The sequence below is a fragment of the Yoonia rosea genome (genome assembly GCF_900156505.1).
Classification (GTDB): Bacteria; Pseudomonadota; Alphaproteobacteria; order Rhodobacterales; family Rhodobacteraceae; genus Yoonia; species Yoonia rosea.
Genome location: NZ_FTPR01000001.1, coordinates 1,620,081 through 1,636,941, shown reverse-complemented (window position 1 = coordinate 1,636,941; position 16,861 = coordinate 1,620,081). Strand labels below are relative to the sequence as shown.

Annotated in this window: 19 protein-coding genes and 1 other RNA gene; 11 read left to right on the top strand and 9 right to left on the bottom strand. The window is 59.1% G+C overall.

Annotated features, from left to right (window positions below):
- Positions 1–23 precede the first annotated feature (23 nt).
- The 4 genes from B0B09_RS08130 to rpmG all read left to right on the top strand — a co-directional run bounded on the left by B0B09_RS08130 (position 24) and on the right by rpmG (position 2,206).
- Positions 24–815 (top strand): hypothetical protein, encoded by a 792-nt coding sequence (locus tag B0B09_RS08130; protein ID WP_084190811.1) that lies wholly within the window; start codon positions 24–26, stop codon positions 813–815.
- Entirely contained in the window at positions 776–1,525 is a 750-nt protein-coding gene (locus B0B09_RS08125; protein WP_110549925.1) for an N-acetylmuramoyl-L-alanine amidase, read from the top strand. Before B0B09_RS08130 ends, B0B09_RS08125 begins: the two co-directional genes overlap by 40 nt.
- 12 nt (positions 1,526–1,537) lie before the next feature.
- Positions 1,538–1,919, top strand: an RNA gene (gene rnpB / locus B0B09_RS08120) — RNase P RNA component class A.
- Positions 1,920–2,038: 119 nt separating this feature from the next.
- A complete protein-coding gene (gene rpmG / locus B0B09_RS08115; protein ID WP_008233681.1) occupies positions 2,039–2,206 on the top strand; it encodes a 50S ribosomal protein L33 in 168 nt (55 codons plus the stop codon).
- Positions 2,207–2,263: 57 nt separating this feature from the next.
- Here rpmG and B0B09_RS08110 read toward each other — a convergent pair whose 3' ends face one another.
- The 3 genes from B0B09_RS08110 to B0B09_RS08100 all read right to left on the bottom strand — a co-directional run bounded on the left by B0B09_RS08110 (position 2,264) and on the right by B0B09_RS08100 (position 3,841).
- Positions 2,264–2,659, bottom strand: a complete 396-nt coding sequence (locus B0B09_RS08110) for an MAPEG family protein (RefSeq protein WP_084190757.1) — start codon at positions 2,657–2,659, stop codon at positions 2,264–2,266.
- 70 nt (positions 2,660–2,729) lie between these two features.
- Positions 2,730–3,467 (bottom strand): Bax inhibitor-1/YccA family protein, encoded by a 738-nt coding sequence (locus tag B0B09_RS08105; protein WP_055294428.1) that lies wholly within the window; start codon positions 3,465–3,467, stop codon positions 2,730–2,732.
- A 152-nt stretch (positions 3,468–3,619) separates the two neighbouring features.
- Positions 3,620–3,841: a DUF1127 domain-containing protein gene (locus B0B09_RS08100; RefSeq protein ID WP_076659133.1), complete on the bottom strand. Its 222-nt coding sequence runs from the start codon at positions 3,839–3,841 to the stop codon at positions 3,620–3,622.
- 114 nt (positions 3,842–3,955) lie between these two features.
- Here B0B09_RS08100 and B0B09_RS08095 point away from each other — a divergent pair, with 114 nt between their 5' ends.
- Positions 3,956–4,834, top strand: a complete 879-nt coding sequence (locus B0B09_RS08095) for a LysR family transcriptional regulator (RefSeq protein WP_076659132.1) — start codon at positions 3,956–3,958, stop codon at positions 4,832–4,834.
- Here the strand turns inward: B0B09_RS08095 and B0B09_RS08090 are convergent.
- Positions 4,824–5,783, bottom strand: a complete 960-nt coding sequence (locus B0B09_RS08090) for an NADPH:quinone oxidoreductase family protein (protein WP_076659131.1) — start codon at positions 5,781–5,783, stop codon at positions 4,824–4,826. The genes B0B09_RS08095 and B0B09_RS08090 overlap by 11 nt on opposite strands.
- Before the next feature lie 275 nt (positions 5,784–6,058).
- Here B0B09_RS08090 and B0B09_RS08085 point away from each other — a divergent pair, with 275 nt between their 5' ends.
- The 4 genes from B0B09_RS08085 to B0B09_RS08070 all read left to right on the top strand — a co-directional run bounded on the left by B0B09_RS08085 (position 6,059) and on the right by B0B09_RS08070 (position 9,200).
- Positions 6,059–6,430 carry a helix-turn-helix domain-containing protein gene (locus B0B09_RS08085; protein ID WP_076659130.1) on the top strand — a complete coding sequence of 124 codons (372 nt, stop codon included), beginning with the start codon at positions 6,059–6,061 and terminating at the stop codon, positions 6,428–6,430.
- A gap of 74 nt (positions 6,431–6,504) precedes the next feature.
- Entirely contained in the window at positions 6,505–7,314 is an 810-nt protein-coding gene (locus tag B0B09_RS08080; protein ID WP_076659129.1) for an inositol monophosphatase family protein, read from the top strand.
- On the top strand, positions 7,307–8,647 hold the full coding sequence (locus tag B0B09_RS08075; protein WP_076659128.1) for an 8-oxoguanine deaminase: 1,341 nt from the start codon (positions 7,307–7,309) through the stop codon (positions 8,645–8,647). Before B0B09_RS08080 ends, B0B09_RS08075 begins: the two co-directional genes overlap by 8 nt.
- Positions 8,648–8,720: 73 nt before the next feature.
- Entirely contained in the window at positions 8,721–9,200 is a 480-nt protein-coding gene (locus B0B09_RS08070; RefSeq protein WP_242654361.1) for a CAP domain-containing protein, read from the top strand.
- Here B0B09_RS08070 and guaD read toward each other — a convergent pair.
- Positions 9,197–10,489 (bottom strand): guanine deaminase, encoded by a 1,293-nt coding sequence (gene guaD, locus B0B09_RS08065; protein WP_076659127.1) that lies wholly within the window; start codon positions 10,487–10,489, stop codon positions 9,197–9,199. The two genes, B0B09_RS08070 and guaD, sit on opposite strands and share 4 nt — an antisense overlap.
- Before the next feature lie 100 nt (positions 10,490–10,589).
- Between guaD and mgtE the strand changes: the two genes are divergently transcribed.
- A complete protein-coding gene (gene mgtE, locus B0B09_RS08060; RefSeq protein ID WP_055294443.1) occupies positions 10,590–11,963 on the top strand; it encodes a magnesium transporter in 1,374 nt (457 codons plus the stop codon).
- Positions 11,960–12,508, top strand: coding sequence for a 5-formyltetrahydrofolate cyclo-ligase (locus tag B0B09_RS08055; protein ID WP_110549950.1), 549 nt, complete (start codon positions 11,960–11,962; stop codon positions 12,506–12,508). The genes mgtE and B0B09_RS08055 overlap by 4 nt, the downstream gene beginning before the upstream one ends.
- Here B0B09_RS08055 and B0B09_RS08050 read toward each other — a convergent pair.
- The 4 genes from B0B09_RS08050 to B0B09_RS08035 form a co-directional block, all read right to left on the bottom strand.
- Positions 12,505–13,254 (bottom strand): YebC/PmpR family DNA-binding transcriptional regulator, encoded by a 750-nt coding sequence (locus B0B09_RS08050; RefSeq protein WP_076659125.1) that lies wholly within the window; start codon positions 13,252–13,254, stop codon positions 12,505–12,507. The genes B0B09_RS08055 and B0B09_RS08050 overlap by 4 nt on opposite strands.
- A 72-nt stretch (positions 13,255–13,326) precedes the next feature.
- Complete coding sequence (locus tag B0B09_RS08045; protein WP_055294449.1) at positions 13,327–15,108, bottom strand: SLC13 family permease; 1,782 nt, start codon at positions 15,106–15,108, stop codon at positions 13,327–13,329.
- A complete protein-coding gene (locus B0B09_RS08040; protein ID WP_076659124.1) occupies positions 15,101–16,021 on the bottom strand; it encodes a DMT family transporter in 921 nt (306 codons plus the stop codon). Before B0B09_RS08040 ends, B0B09_RS08045 begins: the two co-directional genes overlap by 8 nt.
- A complete protein-coding gene (locus B0B09_RS08035; RefSeq protein WP_076659123.1) occupies positions 16,018–16,833 on the bottom strand; it encodes a TIGR00282 family metallophosphoesterase in 816 nt (271 codons plus the stop codon). Before B0B09_RS08035 ends, B0B09_RS08040 begins: the two co-directional genes overlap by 4 nt.
- Positions 16,834–16,861 lie beyond the last annotated feature (28 nt).

Sequence of the window (16,861 nt, the reverse complement as noted above, 5' to 3'; positions counted from 1 at the left end):
CGCAGTCTGACAGGTAAAACATGATGAAACCGGGCATCTTCATTGCACTGACATTGATCGGGCTAGGTGCCTGCACGCCACGAGAGGTGCCAACCGAACGTGGCGTGGGTTTTGGCGATTTTACCGAGTTCGAGCTGGAACGCGCGCGGCGCGAAGCGCAGCTCAGCGCACCGCGCGGGACTATTGTTCCCCCCGCACAGGTGAACACAATCCCATCGCAGCAACCTGTCAATCAGACCCAAGCGATCCCGTCCAGCGCGCTTGCGCAGGCTGGTATCGGTACGGCCGCATCACCTGCAGCAGCAAGCCCCGCGCCCGTCGCACCTGTGCAAACCCCGGGGAGGCTTGGCGCTGATCCATTGCGCACACAAGGCGTGCAGGCATCGCCCAGCAATCCTGCTCCTTCTTTGGTGACGGGCAATGTGGGCCTGTCGGATGAACAAAGCTTTGACGCGGTTGCAGGGCGCGAAACGATTGAAAGCGATGCGCAGCGGCGTGCGGCTCAAGCTGCGGCGCGCGAACAGATCGCACCGACGGCAGTACCCGACCGTCCGGCGAACACGGGTCCGAATATCGTGGAATACGCACTGAGTGCGCCCAACGTGAAGGGGCAAGAGTGGTACAGCCGGTCGCTGCTTTCGGGTGAAGGCCGCTTCCGCCGCAACTGTGCGACCTACGCGACCCCTGATGATGCGCAGCGCGATTTTCTGGCGCGTGGCGGGCCCGAGCGGGACCGGCGCGGTATTGACCCCGATGGTGACGGCTTTGCCTGTGGTTGGGATCCGGCGCCCTTTATCCAGGCGGTGCGGAACTGAGGCTGACAACACGGGCCTCGCCCAATTGCGGGCCGCGGCGCGATGGCGCGACACCTGACATCGTGGTGATCCACTATACCGCGATGACGTCGGCGCAAGCGGCGGCAGAGACATTATGCAATACCGAAACCGAGGTATCCGCGCATTACCTCATTGCCGAGGACGGTGAGGTAATATCGCTTGTCCCCGAGGCGCTGCGCGCGTGGCATGCAGGGGCGGGCGCCTGGGGATGTGTGACAGACGTTAATAGCCGCTCTATCGGGATTGAACTGGCCAACACGGGGTTCGCCCCTTTTGCGGCAGCACAAATGGATGTGCTGACAGCGCTCTTGCGCGGGATCAAGGCGCGTTGGGATATCCGGCCCGAACGGGTGATCGGACATTCGGATATGGCGCCGGGCCGCAAGATTGATCCGGGCGTGCGTTTCGACTGGCGCAGGCTGGCTGTCGAAGGGCTCTCTGTCTGGCCCTCATCAAGCGCTGGCGCGCATTCTTCGGAAGAGGGCCCGCAAGGGGCCGATGACGCGCGGTTTGCGGCGTTGATGGCCGCATTCGGTTATACAGCGACCACGGATCATGCGCTGCTCCTCAAAAGCTTCCGCATGCGCTTTCGTCCGCGCCACATAGGCCCATGCGATACCGTTGATCTTGCCATGATCACCGATCTGGTAAACCGCTTTCCCGTTGACGTGAACGCGGCTGTCGCCTAACTGCGGCGTTGCGCGGATGGCTGGATGGCTGCGGTCCCGGACTTGATCCGGGATCGAGGAAAGTCCGGACTCCAAAAAGCACGGTGCCGGGTAACGCCCGGCGGGGGTAACCCTAGGGAAAGCGCCACAGAGAACAGGTGGCCTGGCATGTACAGGTCAAAGTGAAACGGTGGGGTAAGAGCCCACCGCGCGAGCGGTAACGCAAGCGGCACGGCAAGCCCCACCGGGAGCAATGCCAAATAGGGACCTCGCGTCGCAAGACGGGGATGCTTGAGCCCCAGACGGTCCGGGTTGGCAGCTAGAGGGTGTCTGGTAACAGGCACTCCAGATGAATGGTCATCCATCCGTGGGCAACCGCGGGGGACAGAATCCGGCTTATAGGCCATCCGCGCATAAACAAACCATCAGAACACCTGTTTGCTGTTGACTCGGCCCAAGGCGCGGGTAAAAGGCACCTTCTATGAGATACACGCGATGTGCCGCGCGTCGGCCCGCAATCAGAGGATATGAGATATGGCGAAGCCTACCACAATCAAAATCCGCCTGAACTCCACTGCGGGGACCGGGCACTTCTACGTCACGAAAAAGAACGCACGTACAATGACCGAAAAAATGGTCATCAAAAAGTACGATCCCGTTGTGCGTAAGCACGTCGAGTACAAGGAAGGCAAGATCAAGTAATTGATCGCCTGACCTGACAATAATCTGGCCGCGCAGCTTGCGCGGCCTTTTTGTTTGTCAAAGCCCCAGAAGCGTCAGGGCAAGGATCAGGATCAACGCGATCTGTGCCGCCAGTGTCAACCACATGCCGAAAAACCGGAAACGCCAATGCGTGCCGTGGACCGCAAAGTAGACCCCGTGCAGGGCGCGCCCCACAATGAGCGCCAAGGCAGCGAGGATCAGGAGGGCTTGCGATGCACCCTGAACCTCGGCCAACGTCATCAGGATGAGGGCAATGGGAAGCTGCTCGACCGCGTTGGCATGGCCCCGGATAGCCTTGGCCAAGATGCGATCATCATTATCCCCCAAGACCACGCCGCCGCGTCTGCGTAACTGAATAACCTTGATCGTCAGCAAAAGGATCAGAAGCCCCGCCAAAATGGCGGTGACCGAGGTAATGGGCAGAGAAATCATGGGTGGCCTTCGCGCAAAGAAAAAGGGCTGATGTTGCCATCAGCCCTCAATTCATAACGATGTGCAACGCTTATTCGCGGTTACCGAACAGCTGCAGCAGGAACATGAACATGTTGATGAAGTCCAGATACAGGTTCAAAGCACCCATGATCGCAGACTTGGCCAGCCACTCCTGATCGCCATGCGCGGCATGTGCGATATAGTCATTCTTGATTTTTTGCGTGTCATAGGCTGTCAGGCCTGCAAAGATCAGCACACCAAGGATTGAGATCGCGAACATGATTGCAGGTGACTGCAGGAAGATGTTGACGATCATCGCCACGACCAGACCGATCACACCCATGATGAGGAATGCGCCCCAGCCGGAGATGTCTTTCTTCGTGGTATAGCCGTAAAGGCTCAGACCCGCGAAGGCGATCGACGTGATCAAAAAGACGTTTGCGATCGACAGGCCGGTGAAGGCCACAAAGATCCATGCCATCGACAGGCCCATAACGGCTGCAAAAGCGTAGAAGAATGTTTGTGCAGCGGCCGCTGAAAAGCGGTTGATCATGGCACCAAAGCCAAAGACCATCGCAAGCGGTGCGAACATCACGATCCAGCCAAGAATATTCGGCTGCAATGTGAAGGGATCACGGAAAATGCCAAGCAAGGCAGGCGATGTCCCTACGGCCCAAGCAACTGCAAATGTGATCAGCATGCCCACGGACATTGTGCCGTAGACTTTGTTCATGTGGGCGCGAAGACCCTCATCGATTGCGGCCGTGCGTACTCCGCCGGCCGTTCTAATTGTATCGTACTGAGCCATTTAGACCTCCAAATTAAACAGCGGCGCCGCAAAACGGCATCCTTGCTCTCGATATTGGCAGAGGCCCCTGCATTTTCAAGGCTTCACTGGGGCGTTTTGCGTATTTCTGACCAATTTGGGCGAGAATGTCGCAGGTCAGATGCGCACGTCTGCTAGTTGCGCCAGTGCAGCGGTGCATTCCAGACGGGTTTTTGAGCTTCTGCAACGGCCTCTGTGCGTGAAATCCCGATATCTGCAAGCATATGGTCATCCAATGCGCGCAACTGCCGGCGCTGGCGTGACAGCGCAATCATGTCGCGCAGGCTGTTCAGAATCGAACGTGTCTTGGGGTGTGTATTGATACTCAGGGCGCTTGTGCGGGTTGATAGTGTCATAACATTCTCTCTTGTGATGGTTTGTCTCGTTTGCATTCTATTGCTTGATATATGGGGGAGGTGAGGTCATAATGAAAATGAATACTTTTGAAGTGATGCATCAAGGATTGTGATATGGCGCGAAACCTCGACCTGACAGCTCTGCGCTCTTTCGTGGCCGTCTCGGACGCAGGCGGTGTGACGCGCGCGGCGGGGATGCTGAACCTGACTCAGTCCGCCGTTTCGATGCAGCTCAAGCGATTGGAAGAATCGCTGAATGTCGCGTTACTTGACCGGACTGCGCGGACCATTGCGCTGACGCCGGCGGGCGAGCAGCTTTTGGGCTATGCGCGGTCGATGCTGGCAACCAATGACGAGATACTGAACCGCCTGACTGCGACTGAATTTGAGGGGGAACTCAAACTCGGGGTGCCGCATGACATCATCTACCCCGTGATTCCCGCCGTGCTGAAACGCTTTGCCGCAGAATTCCCGCGTATGCAGGTGCGTCTGATTTCCGCGCCGACCCGCAAACTCTTGGCGATGCACGGGCGCGGCGAGGTTGACCTGATCCTGACGACCGAGGAAACCTGTGGTCCGGGGGGGCAGGTTCTGATCGCACTGCCGCTGATCTGGATCGGTGCAGAAGATGGCGTGGCGTGGCGCAGACGCCCGTTGCCCGTAGCCTTCTGCAAGAACTGTATTTTCCGCAGTGGTGTTTTGCAGGCGCTGAACGCCGATGGAATCGATTGGAACATGGCGGTTGATTCCGATCACGACAGTGCCGTTGAGGCCGCAGTCAGTGCCGATCTTGCCGTGCATGTGTCGCTGAAGGGGTGCTTGCCGCCGCATACCGTGCCGGTCGAGCACGGTGGCCTATTGCCCGCGCTGAAGCCTCAGAACATCAATCTTTACGTTCTCAAGCCCGAAGATCAGCCAAGTCAGGCGATGGCCCGGATTATCCAGCACTGCTATGATGCGCCGCGCCTCGCGCCGCAATTGCTTACGGCGTAACGACGACTTTGCCGGTGGATTTGCGGCTGCGCATCAACTCCAGCGCATCTGCGGCCTGATCAAGCGGTAGGGTATGGCTGATATGTGGTTTGAGTTTGCCTTTCGCGTGCCAGTCCATCAGTTCTGACAGGCTCTCGGTCAGGGCCTTTGGGTTGAAGGCAAGGTAGCCGCCCCAATAAAACCCGATCACCGAGATATTCTTCACCAGAATGATATTTGCGGGGATCTGTGGCACCTCGCCGCTGGCGAAACCGATGATGATCACGCGTGCTTCGCGGTTGCATGCGCCAAGTGCCGCCTTGAACGCAGCCCCGCCCACCGGATCGTAAACCACATCTGCACCGCCGAGTGCTTTGACGGCGGTCTTGATGTCGTCGGTGTCACTGTCAATCAGGTGGTCTGCACCGGCGGCCTTGGCGACAGCCAGTTTGTCCGCACCGCGGGCCACAGCAATCACCGTGGCCCCCATGGCTTTGCCGATCTCGACGGCTGTCAACCCGACACCGCCCGCGGCGCCCAGCACCAACAGTGTCTCACCTTCTTGCAGGCGGGCGCGGCGGGAAAGTGCCAGATGCGATGTGCCATAGGCCACCATAAAGCCTGCCGCGATCTCGTCCGGCATCGTGTCCGGCACCGGCCGGCAAAGGGCGGCGGGAAAAAGCCCCTTCTCGGCCAAGCCCCCCTGACCCCCAAAGACAGCGACCCGTGTGCCGACGCTTGGTGACGTCACATCGTCACCTGTCGCGATGACGGTGCCACAAACCTCCATACCCAAGGTGAAGGGTGTGGCGGGCGTATCCTGATAGGTGCCTTTCGCCATCAGCAGATCGGCGAAATTTAAACCGCACGCGGCAATGTCGAGCAAAACCTCGCCTGGTCCAGGTGTGGGGACGTCCAAATCCCGCAACGTAGGGGGCGCGTCGAATGAGGTTACTTGAAATGCGCGCATGGCATGCGATTCCTTCTGAATATTGGCTTGACGTAACTTATCGGTGCCGCGACCGCATTTGTAAAATAGCTCAGAAATACGGCTGAATGTCTAAAAGTGATCCCGCGAACCTGTCTTTAAGGTCAGGATGCGCCATGCAACCGTTGCGTGTTCTTGGGGAATGCTATTTTGCCGTTGATTAGAGATCGCTTGCAGTGCCATTATCCGCACTGCGGCGCGCAACCAGGGATTGTGGTGTACTGTTGCCATAATCCTTCGCAAAAGAGGTAGACAGCATGAAGCATCCCGTTGACGTTCATGTCGGAAAACGGATCCGCCATCGGCGCTGGATGAATGGCACAACACAACAACAGCTTGCAGAGGCGGTTGGTATCAAGTTCCAGCAAATCCAGAAATATGAAACAGGCATGAACCGCGTGAGTGCATCCCGCCTTTGGGATATTTCTAAAGTGTTGGGCGTCAATGTTTCTTTCTTCTTCGAGGGTCTCGAAGTTGATCATGATGCGGTGCCGAATGCATCGGATATGCCTGCTGACATCCTGACCGATAAAGAAGCGCTCGAATTGCTGCGCTCTTACTACGCGATCCCCGAGAACCAGCGCCGGCGCCTGTTTGATCTCGCCCGTGTGTTGAGTGAAGCGGCCTAGACCACGACTTGACCTGCCATACTGCGCCGCGATACCGCCAATGGGACAGCGGCGCAGATGAAGGGTCCATCCTGATGACAGTCTCAAAAACAACCCAAACGGAACTGATCCGTGTGGCCCATGCGCTTGCTGATGCCGCGCGGCCGGTCACATTGGCACATTTCCGCGCAACGGGTCTGGCGGCGGACAACAAGGACGCGGCGGGCTTTGATCCGGTGACAATCGCCGACCGCGGCGCGGAAGAGGCGATGCGGGCGGTCCTTGCCACGGTGCGCCCGGATGATGCGATTTTGGGGGAAGAGCACGGCTTCAAGGCTGGCACCTCAGGATTGACGTGGGTCCTTGATCCGATCGACGGGACACGCGGTTATATCAGCGGGACACCGACATGGGGTGTGCTGATCTCGGTCAGGGACGATAGCGGGCCTCTTTTTGGCGTGATCGACCAGCCCTATATCGGGGAACGCTTTGCCGGTGGGCTCGGTATTGCCGAAATGCATGGACCGCAAGGCGCGGCCGCACTGCAGTGCCGTGCGCCACGGCCACTGGCGCAGGCCACGGTGCTGACAACATTTCCCGAAGTCGGAACACCCGAAGAAGGGGCGGCCTTTCATGCTGTTGCCCGTCAGGCACAACTGACCCGCTATGGTATGGACTGCTATGCTTATGCGCTTTTGGCGGCGGGCCAGGTTGATCTAGTGATTGAAGCGGGCTTGAACGCCTACGACATTCAGGCCCCCATCGCTGTCATTCAGGCCGCAGGCGGGATCGTCACAGACTGGTCCGGCGCACCTGCGCATGAGGGCGGACAGGTGATCGCTGCCGCAAACCCCGCGATCCATGCCGAGGCTTTGGCGATTTTACGGCAGACCCTGCATGGCTGAAACCCTGATCAAAGATGCCGATCACATCATCACGATGGATGACCAACGGCATGAGTTGCAGGGTGCCGATATTCTTTTGCGCGGTGGCGTCGTGGCTGCGATTGGCCAGAAGCTCAAGGCAGACGGGGCGGCTGTTTTCCATGCCAAGGGCAAGATCATCACCCCCGGCCTGGTGAATACGCACCACCACCTTTACCAAACGCTGACACGTGCCGTCCCCGGCGCACAGGATGCGTTGCTCTTTGGCTGGCTCCAGCGGCTGTACCCGATCTGGGCGCGCTTTGGGCCTGAAGAGATGTTCGTTTCGGCCCAAGTGGGCCTTGCCGAGCTGGCACTGTCGGGATGTACACTGACCTCGGATCATCTTTACCTTTATCCCAACGGGGCGCGACTGGATGATACAATCGCCGCCGCGCAAGATGTTGGCCTGCGCTTTCACGCCACGCGCGGCGCGATGAGCATTGGCGAAAGCGACGGCGGGCTGCCCCCTGATGCGCTGGTCGAGAATGAGGAACATATCCTTGAGGACAGTATCCGCGTGATTGACGCGTTCCACGATGCACGTCCCGGTGCCATGGTGCGTGTGGGCGTGGCCCCTTGCAGCCCGTTTTCGGTGACGCGTGATTTGATGCGCAACGCGGCAAGTCTCGCGCGCGACAAGGGCGTGATGATGCACACCCATTTGGCCGAAAACGATGAGGATATCGCCTATTCTCTCGAAAAATTCGGCTGCCGTCCGGGGCAATATGCCGAGGACCTTGGCTGGACGGGTGACGATGTCTGGCACGCGCATTGCGTAAAACTGGACGGGCATGAGATTGATCTTTTTGCGCGCAGCCGCACAGGTGTCGCCCATTGTCCGTGCTCAAACTGCCGCCTTGGATCAGGCATCGCCCCTGTGCGCCAGATGCGCGATGCTGGCGTGCCTGTGGGCTTGGGTGTTGATGGTTCTGCGAGCAATGATATCGGGAACCTTGTCGCAGAGGCCCGTCAGGCCATGCTGTTGCAACGGGTGCAGAACGGGGCCGATGCGATGTCCGCACGTGAGGCGCTTGAGATTGCCACCCGTGGCGGCGCACAGGTACTGGGGCGCGATGACTGCGGCCAGATTGCCGTCGGGAAACGGGCTGATATCGCCATCTGGGATGCCAATGTGATTGAGAATGCAGGATCATGGGATCCGGTCGCGTTGCTGTTGGCAGGGCCGATGAAGGTTGATGCGCTTTTTGTTGAGGGACGACAGATCGTGTCAGAGGGCCAGATGACGTCCGTTGACCTACCGGCCGTTATCGCGCGGCAAAACGCGCTCGCGCGAAAACTCGCCGATTTCTGAGCCGCGCCCCAATTTGGCCATATTGCAAAGCGACCAGTCAGGTCTCCGGTTTCCACTCTCACTCGGGATGATCATGAAGATGAAACTCCTCTGTTGCGCGTTGGCCTTTATGGCTGCGTGCAACACCACCACGCAATCGCAACCGGCCACGATTCAGGTCTCGTCGTCATCGTCGGGCTATGGGGCGGGCTTTAGCGCAGACTTGAACGCCTTCCGAGCACGGCAGGGGCTTGGCCCTTTGCAGGCAAATCCGGCATTAACGCGCGCCGCCCAAGCGCATGCCGAAGATATGGCGCGGCGCGATTACTTCTCGCATCAGGCCCCGAACGGCCCGAACGGGCGTACTTTTATGCAGCGCGCGCGTGCGGGTGGCTGTGCGATGCGCAGCGGCGCTGAGAACATCGCCAGTGGACAGCGGTCACAGGCAGAGGTTCTGACCGCTTGGCAAAACTCGCGCGGCCATCGGCGCAACATGCTCGGGCGCAACTATACGCAATACGGGCTTGGTCGTGCAGGAAACATCTGGGTGCTGAAACTGGCCGCAAGCTGCTAACGCGACTGCCTGACCCCTGCGATCCAGACGTCCCGCACCGCGCGATCATCGCCCATCATTATGGTTGGAAAAAGAGCATCCCACATATCACCAGCCCGGTCCGCGCGTTGGCGAATGGCTGGCGTTGATTGAAGGTTGAGGATGGTCAGATCGGCGGCAGCACCTGCGCCAAGATGCCCGATCTCGCCCGCCATTTTCAACGCGCCTGCTGACCCCTCTGTGGCCAACCACATCAATTGTGCCGGATGCAGGGCCGTGCCGCGCAACTGCCCGATCTCATAGGCTGCAGCCATCGTGCGCAGCATTGAAAACGACGACCCGCCACCTGTATCCGTGGCAAGGCCAATAGGCAGCGACGCTTTGGCAAGCCCCATCAGATCGAAAAGACCCGAGCCGATGAAGGTGTTTGAGGTGGGGCAATGCACGACCGCCGCACCGACCTCTTTCAGACGGTCGATCTCGCGCGGTTCAAGGTAGATCGCATGGCCGTAAAGCCCGTTTTCACCCAGCAGCCCATAGGCTTCATAGGTGTCCAGATAATCGCGTGCCTGCGGAAACAGTTCACGGACCCACGCAATTTCAGGCAGTTGCTCGCTCAGGTGGGTCTGCATCAGACATGTGGGGTGCTCGGCCCACAGACCACCCAATGCCTGCAGTTGCGCGGGTGTGGATGTGGGCGAGAAACGCGGTGTGATCGCGTAATGCGCACGTCCCTTGCCATGCCACTTTTCCAAAAGCATCTTGCTGTCGTCATAGGCGTTCTGGGCGGTGTCGCGCAGGGTATCGGGGGCGTTGCGGTCCATGCAGGTCTTGCCTGCGATCACTGCCATATTGCGCGCTGCCGCGGCTTCAAAAAACGCATCCACACTTTCGGCGTGAATGGTGCAAAAACTCGTCAGCGTGGTCGTGCCATGGGCAATCGCCAGATCCAGCGTTTCGCCCGCCACCTGATCGGCATATGCGCGATCACCAAACCGGCTTTCCTCGGGGAAGGTGTAGGTGTTCAGCCAGTCAATCAGCTGTTTGCCCCAACTGGCGATGATGCCGGTCTGGGGATAGTGCATATGCGCATCAACAAAGCCCGCGCTGATCACATCGTTGCCATAGTCAGTCACCGCCACATCGGGGTGGGCGCCCTGCAGGGCGGCGCCATTGCCTGTGGCAATGATCCGTCCGTGTTCGATCAGCACGCCACCCGCGCTGTCAAATTGGACAGCATCCTGCCAGTTGCCTGTCAACGGATTGCCCGAAAAACCGAGGGTCTGCCCCAAAAGTAAGTGCTTTGTCATATCGCGACCATATGAGTCCCCAAGAACGGGGTAAATCGCGAAAACCGCGTTGTGCCGCCGCCACGAACGATTATGTTCTTAGTTCAACAAAGGATGCATCATGGCCGAAGCTGACCCCATCGACGACGAAGAAGCATTTGGTATCACCGACCGTCTGGTCAGTGAGGTCATGGAGGCTGTGGAACGCGATGACGGTGCTTTTCTCACCGAAACGCTGGATACCATGCACCCCGCCGACGTGGCGCATTTGCTGGAACAGATCGACACCAAAGACCGGCGCGCGCTGCTGACCGCATGGCCCGGCAACCTTGAAGGTGAGGTCCTTTCCGAGCTTGATGAAGAGCTGCGCGAAGAGGTGATCGGCCAGCTTGATCCGGGTGAACTCGCCGATGCGGTGCGTGATCTGGAAAGCGACGATGTTGTCGACCTTGTCGAATACCTTGATGATACGCAGACAGAGGCGGTGCTGGATGCGCTTGATGCCAGCGACCGTGTGGTGGTCGAACAGGCACTGTCATATCCCGAAGAATCTGCCGGTCGTCACATGCAGTCCGAACTGGTGCGCGCGCCGGAACATTGGACCGTGGGCGAGATGATTGATTATCTGCGCTCGGATGTGGTGCTGCCCGACCAGTTTTATCACGTGATCCTTGTTGATCCCCGCCTCAAGGCGCTGGGCTATGTCACTTTGGGCCGTGTGCTCAGCCATCCGCGCGACACGCCGCTGCGCGATCTCAAGGAAGATACCTTCCGCACATTCCACGTTGAACAGGACGTGGAAGAGGTGGCGCAGGCCATCAACCACTATCACATGATAACCGCCCCCGTGGTTGATGATGACGACCGGATCGTGGGTGTCATCACAATTGATGATGCGATGATGTTTCTTGAGGAAGAAGCCGAGGAAGACATTCTGCGTCTGGCCGGTGTCGGTGAAGGCAGCCTGTCGGACCGCGTAATCGCCACCACCAAGTCGCGTTTTCCGTGGCTGGCCGTGAACCTTTTAACCGCGATCTTTGCGTCACTGGTGATTTCGCTGTTTGAAGAAACCATTGCAGGGCTTGTTGCGCTTGCCGTGCTGATGCCGATTGTGGCGTCCATGGGCGGGAACGCAGGTACCCAGTCACTGACCGTTGCCGTGCGTGCGTTGGCAACACGCGATCTGACCACCGCAAACGTCTGGCGGGTGATCAAGCGTGAAGTTCTGGTGGGTCTGATCAATGGTCTGATCTTTGCTGTCGTCATGGGCGTCGTTGGTGTCGTCTGGTTCGGCTCGCCCATGCTGGGCGTCGTGATCGCGGTGGCAATGGTCATCAACATGGTTGTGGCGGGGCTGGCGGGAACTGTGATTCCTGTGATCCTTGAAAGGTTGGGGATTGACCCCGCGCTCGCCTCTGGCGCTTTCGTGACGACAGTGACCGATGTTGTTGGCTTTTTCGCATTTCTCGGATTGGCCGCGATTTGGCTGCTGTGATCGACAAGTCGGCGGCGCGCACATCCGCTTTTGAACGGCGCAAGGCAGCGCATGCGCTGGCGACGGCCAGGGCGACGGCAGGCTATCTGAGCGAGGTTCTCGCAGGGTATCGCGGTGTACCGCTGGCAGGCTATATGGCGATGCGGACCGAGATTGATCCGACCCCCGCCATGGAAGAGGCTGCGGCCCATGGACCCGTCGGTGTGCCTGTCATTATCGGGGCAGGGCAGCCGTTGCAGTTTCGTCTGTGGGAGCCTGACTGCGCCATGATCAAAGGCGCATTCGGCGCGATGATCCCCGAGGCAGGCGATTGGATGATCCCGCAGATCGTAGTCGTGCCTCTCGTGGCTTTCGACAGGCGTGGCGGGCGTTTGGGCTATGGCGGCGGGTTCTATGACCGGACACTAGAGGCCTTGCGCGCGGTGCAACCGACCATGGCAATAGGTTTTGCCTACGGGGCACAGGAAGATGATGATCTGCCGCTTGAGCCGACAGACCAACCGCTTGATTTGATTGTGACCGAAACGGGCGTGATAACGCCCTAGCTTTCCGCGAATGCAGCCATGACCTCATCAGAGGCCTCGAAGTTTGCCGTGACACGCTGCACGTCATCATCTTCTTCCAGCGTATCCAAGAGCTTCATCAGCTTGATCAGACCTTCAAGGTCCACCTCGGTGGTGATGTTGGGCTGCCAGATCAGTTTGGTGCTTTCACTTTCGCCAAGATCGGCTTCCAGCGCATTCGCCACATCGTTCAGGTCGGTGTCGGCGCAGATTATGACGTGGTTTTCATCATCGCTTTGCACGTCCTCTGCCCCGGCCTCGATTGCGGCCATCATCACGGTGTCGGCGTCGCCCACCGAGGCCGGGTAAACCACCTGACCCTTGCGGTCGAACATGAACCCGACAGACCCTGTTTCACCAAGGTTGCCGCCGTTTTTGGAAAAGGTCGACCGCACGGTTGATGCCGTCCGGTTGCGGTTATCGGTCATCGCTTCGACGATCACGGCCACGCCATTGGGGCCATAGCCCTCATAGCGGATTTCATCATAGTTTTCCGCGTCGCCGCCTTGTGATTTCTTGATCGCGCGGTCGATTACGTCCTTGGGGACAGAGTTTGATTTGGCCTCTTTGACGGCCAGACGCAGACGCGGGTTTTTATCGGGATCGGGATCGCCCATTTTGGCGGCCACGGTGATTTCCTTGGCAAGCTTGGAAAACAGCTTGGAGCGCAGTTTGTCCTGCCGTCCTTTGCGGTGCTGAATATTCGCCCATTTGGAGTGGCCAGCCATCGGAAAACCTCGTGTGATAAAGCCTTGATCTGCGCCTCTATAAGGCAAGCACCACGGCCCCCGCAACCCCGTCTAGAGGGGCCAGATAAAGGGAATCACAAAGGAAACAATTGGCGCCAGCGACAGGTTCAGCGGGATGCCGAATTTCAGAAAGTCTGAGAATTTATACCCGCCGGGGCCGTAGACCAGCGTGTTGGTCTGATAGCCGATCGGCGTGGCAAAGCTTGCACTTGCTGCAATCATCACAGCCACGACCAAGGGGCGCGGATCAACGCCAAGGGCGCTGGCCAGGCCGATGGCAATCGGGGTCATGACGACGGCAACCGCGTTATTCGAGACAAGCTCGGTCAGGATGCTGGACAGCAGATAGACACAAAGCACCACAAGAAAGGGCGGCATAATCAGCATGGCCGGCGACAAGGTGTCGGCAATCATGCCGACAGCGCCAGAGGACTGCAGCGCCGATCCCACCCCCAGCATCGCGAAAATCAACGCGAGCAAGCGGCCATCCACATGGGAAAATGCTTCATCCGCGTCAATACAACCGGTCATCAGCACCACCGTGACACCCAGCATCGCCAGCATCAGGATCGGGGCCACGCCAAGGGCTGCCAATGTGACAACGGCCAACAGAACGCCAATCGCCACCGGAGCATGACCGCGGCGGTAGGCGCGCTGGGACGCTTCGGACACATCACCTAGGTTCATATCTTCGGCCAGACGCTGGATGTCCTCGGGGGCACCTTCCAGCAGGATCGTATCACCGACGCGAATGACAATATCGTCGATTTGCGCGCTGATGTTGGCGTTCCGCCGGTGCAAGGCCAGCGGATAAACCGCGTAACGCCGCCGCAGGCGCATTGATCCAAGCCGGCGGTTCACCATCTTGCAGTTCGGCGTAATCAGGACCTCGACGGTCTTTGTCTCCACGGCGGACAGCTGGTCGACGCGCCGCAACTCCTTGTTGTTTTGCAGCGACAGAAGCTCGGTCATCTCGGTGCGCAAAACGACCCGGTCGCCCACCTGGAGGGTGACATTCTTCAGGTTGCGGCGCAGCGATTGATCCCCGCGCACGACGTCGATCAGGCGCACACCATCACGCTTGAACAGTTGCACACCCATGACTTCGCGACCAATCAGGTTGCTGTCGGGTGGGATGACAGCCTCGGAGAAGAATTTTTTCTTGGACCGGTCCGAGAGCATCGTCGCCATGCTCTGCCGTTCGGGCAGCAGGCGGGGGGCCATGAAATAGAGGTAGGTGAATGTCCAAAGCACCACCACGACACCGATCGGGAAAATCTCGAGGATACCAAAGGGCGCAAGCCCTGCCGCCCGCGCGACCCCATCCACCAAGAGGTTTGTCGATGTCCCCAAAAGCGTCATGGTGCCGCCGACAATCGCGGCATAGCTGAGCGGGATCAGCAATTTCGATGCAGAGGTGCCCAAGGACCGCGCGAGTTGGACAAAGACGGGGATCATCACAACAACGAGTGGTGTGTTGTTCATGATCGCACTTGCAAAGGCAACAAAGATCAGCCCCCCGCCGATTGCGCGTGCAGGGCTGACCTTGGCCTGCCGTTCGGCCAGTTGGGTGAGGGCGTTCAGGGCACCGGTGCGCACCAAAGCGCCGACAATGATGAACATGGCCGCAATCGTCCAAGGGGCTGGGTTGGCAAGGGCGGCCACCGCCGCCTCATATGGCAGCACACCGGTGGCCAACAGGATCGACACCCCGATCATGGCCACGACTTCGGTCGGGTAGGCTTCGCGCAGGAACATGACAAACATGCCCAGCACGACGGCCATGGTGAGGATGGCGCTTTGCGTCTGTGTGAGTGACAGAAAATTATCCATGAACTTTAGTTTCGCCCAGTGGCGTTGGTTCGGCAAGCCGTGGTTGTACAAGGCTCAGCCCGATGCCCATGCACAAGAGTGCCAGCCAGACCCAGATGCTATAGGTTTCGCCCAAAAGCAGCATCGCCCAGAAAACGCCGGATCCGGTGACAACATAGCTGACTTGGCCCGCAAAGACCGATCCCGCGCGCGCAATGAGCCAGACATAGCCCGCATAAACCAGCACATGCACAATTGAACCGACCAAAAGCGTGAAATCCGCCAAGATGAAGGGGGCAGCTGGCACAAAGAACTGTCCCGATCCAAGTGCGATCGGCAGTGCGATCACTGTGCCGATGGCCGATGCCCCGAACAGGGCCTGAAACGGATCAAGGCCCGCTGTGCCCCAGCGGGCCACGATGTTGCCTTCGCAGGCGTAGCAAAGGGGGGCGACCAGCGCCAAGGGCAGAAAGGCAATCATGGCGCGTTCCGGCAGGCTTGCCTCGGGCAGGGCGATCAGGCCGACGCCGATCAGACCAAGGCAAAGTCCGGCCAAACGGCGGATCGAGAAGTGGTCGTTGCCCAAAGCCAAGGCAATCGGAAAGGCCATCATGGGGATGGTGGCAATAACAATCGACATAATGCCGGACGGCAGATGAAAGGCCGCGCGATAGCTCGCCGTGCCGGGAATAAGTGTGCCGATCGTTGCGATCATCAGCCAGACAGCCAGCGTTTTGGCCGTGACCGGCATGCGCCCCATCTGCCGCCAGCGCAGAACACCCAAAAGAACGGCGCCAATCAGCATTTGCCAGAAGATGATCCCGAAGGGCTGGTACCCTGCCGTCACCGTGATCTTGATCAACGGCGTCGTCAGCCCCCATCCACACCCCAGCAGCAACAGGAACCCTGTCAGCCGCGCGCGTTCAGACATCATGCAGGACCCGCCTGTGACAGTCGCCCGCCTTGGCGCACCATTTCCACTCTGGTCGCCTTGCCCGTCATATTGTCGGTCTCGACATACAGGCCAGAGAGTGTCGCTTCTTCCGCCGCAGGGGTGAAGCGTGATTTCGGCATACCGGTGATGAACCGGCGCAGGGGTTCGGTTTTTTCCATGCCGATAACAGAGTTATAGTCACCGCACATGCCCGCGTCGGTCATATAGGCAGTGCCACCGGACAGGATCATCGCGTCGCCCGTGGGCACATGGGTGTGGGTGCCGACAACGATGCTGGCACGCCCGTCACAGAAATGACCAACAGCCATTTTTTCGGACGTGGCCTCGCAGTGGATGTCAATCAGGCTGGCCGCGACCTGACCGCCCATCGGGTACTGGCGCAAGATAGCGTCCAGCGCTGAAAACGGATCATCAAAGGGCCGCTTCATAAAGACCTGCCCCAGCACCTGCGCGACCAGCACCTTGCGTCCGCCGGGTGCGTTAAACACCCGTGCACCGACGCCGGGGGCGGCTTTGGAGTAGTTGATCGGGCGGATAATGCGCTGTTCTTTCTCGATAAAACCCAGCATGTCCTTTTGGTCGAAGGCATGATCGCCCAAGGTCACCACATCCGCGCCCGCATCCAGCAGCAGGTTCGCATGATCACCCGAAAGCCCCATGCCAGAGGTCGCATTTTCGCCATTCACCACGACGAAATCCAGCTTCCACGCCGCCCGCAAGCGGGGCAGGTGGGTGGTAATCGCAGCGCGGCCCGCACGGCCCATGACATCGCCAAGAAAGAGTATTTTCATGCAACCGTTGTTACGAGCCTTCCGCGTC

Bases quoted from the DNA above. Each gene is read 5' to 3' on its own strand.
- B0B09_RS08130 (WP_084190811.1), top strand. From the start codon at position 24: ATGAAACCGGGCATCTTCATTGCACTGACATTGATCGGGCTAGGTGCC.
- rpmG (WP_008233681.1), top strand. From the start codon at position 2,039: ATGGCGAAGCCTACCACAATCAAAATCCGCCTGAACTCCACTGCGGGG.
- B0B09_RS08110 (WP_084190757.1), bottom strand. From the start codon at position 2,659: ATGATTTCTCTGCCCATTACCTCGGTCACCGCCATTTTGGCGGGGCTT.
- B0B09_RS08105 (WP_055294428.1), bottom strand. From the start codon at position 3,467: ATGGCTCAGTACGATACAATTAGAACGGCCGGCGGAGTACGCACGGCC.
- B0B09_RS08100 (WP_076659133.1), bottom strand. From the start codon at position 3,841: ATGACACTATCAACCCGCACAAGCGCCCTGAGTATCAATACACACCCC.
- B0B09_RS08095 (WP_076659132.1), top strand. From the start codon at position 3,956: ATGGCGCGAAACCTCGACCTGACAGCTCTGCGCTCTTTCGTGGCCGTC.
- B0B09_RS08090 (WP_076659131.1), bottom strand. From the start codon at position 5,783: ATGCGCGCATTTCAAGTAACCTCATTCGACGCGCCCCCTACGTTGCGG.
- B0B09_RS08085 (WP_076659130.1), top strand. From the start codon at position 6,059: ATGAAGCATCCCGTTGACGTTCATGTCGGAAAACGGATCCGCCATCGG.
- B0B09_RS08080 (WP_076659129.1), top strand. From the start codon at position 6,505: ATGACAGTCTCAAAAACAACCCAAACGGAACTGATCCGTGTGGCCCAT.
- B0B09_RS08075 (WP_076659128.1), top strand. From the start codon at position 7,307: ATGGCTGAAACCCTGATCAAAGATGCCGATCACATCATCACGATGGAT.
- B0B09_RS08070 (WP_242654361.1), top strand. From the start codon at position 8,721: ATGAAGATGAAACTCCTCTGTTGCGCGTTGGCCTTTATGGCTGCGTGC.
- guaD (WP_076659127.1), bottom strand. From the start codon at position 10,489: ATGACAAAGCACTTACTTTTGGGGCAGACCCTCGGTTTTTCGGGCAAT.
- mgtE (WP_055294443.1), top strand. From the start codon at position 10,590: ATGGCCGAAGCTGACCCCATCGACGACGAAGAAGCATTTGGTATCACC.
- B0B09_RS08050 (WP_076659125.1), bottom strand. From the start codon at position 13,254: ATGGCTGGCCACTCCAAATGGGCGAATATTCAGCACCGCAAAGGACGG.
- B0B09_RS08045 (WP_055294449.1), bottom strand. From the start codon at position 15,108: ATGGATAATTTTCTGTCACTCACACAGACGCAAAGCGCCATCCTCACC.
- B0B09_RS08040 (WP_076659124.1), bottom strand. From the start codon at position 16,021: ATGATGTCTGAACGCGCGCGGCTGACAGGGTTCCTGTTGCTGCTGGGG.
- B0B09_RS08035 (WP_076659123.1), bottom strand. From the start codon at position 16,833: ATGAAAATACTCTTTCTTGGCGATGTCATGGGCCGTGCGGGCCGCGCT.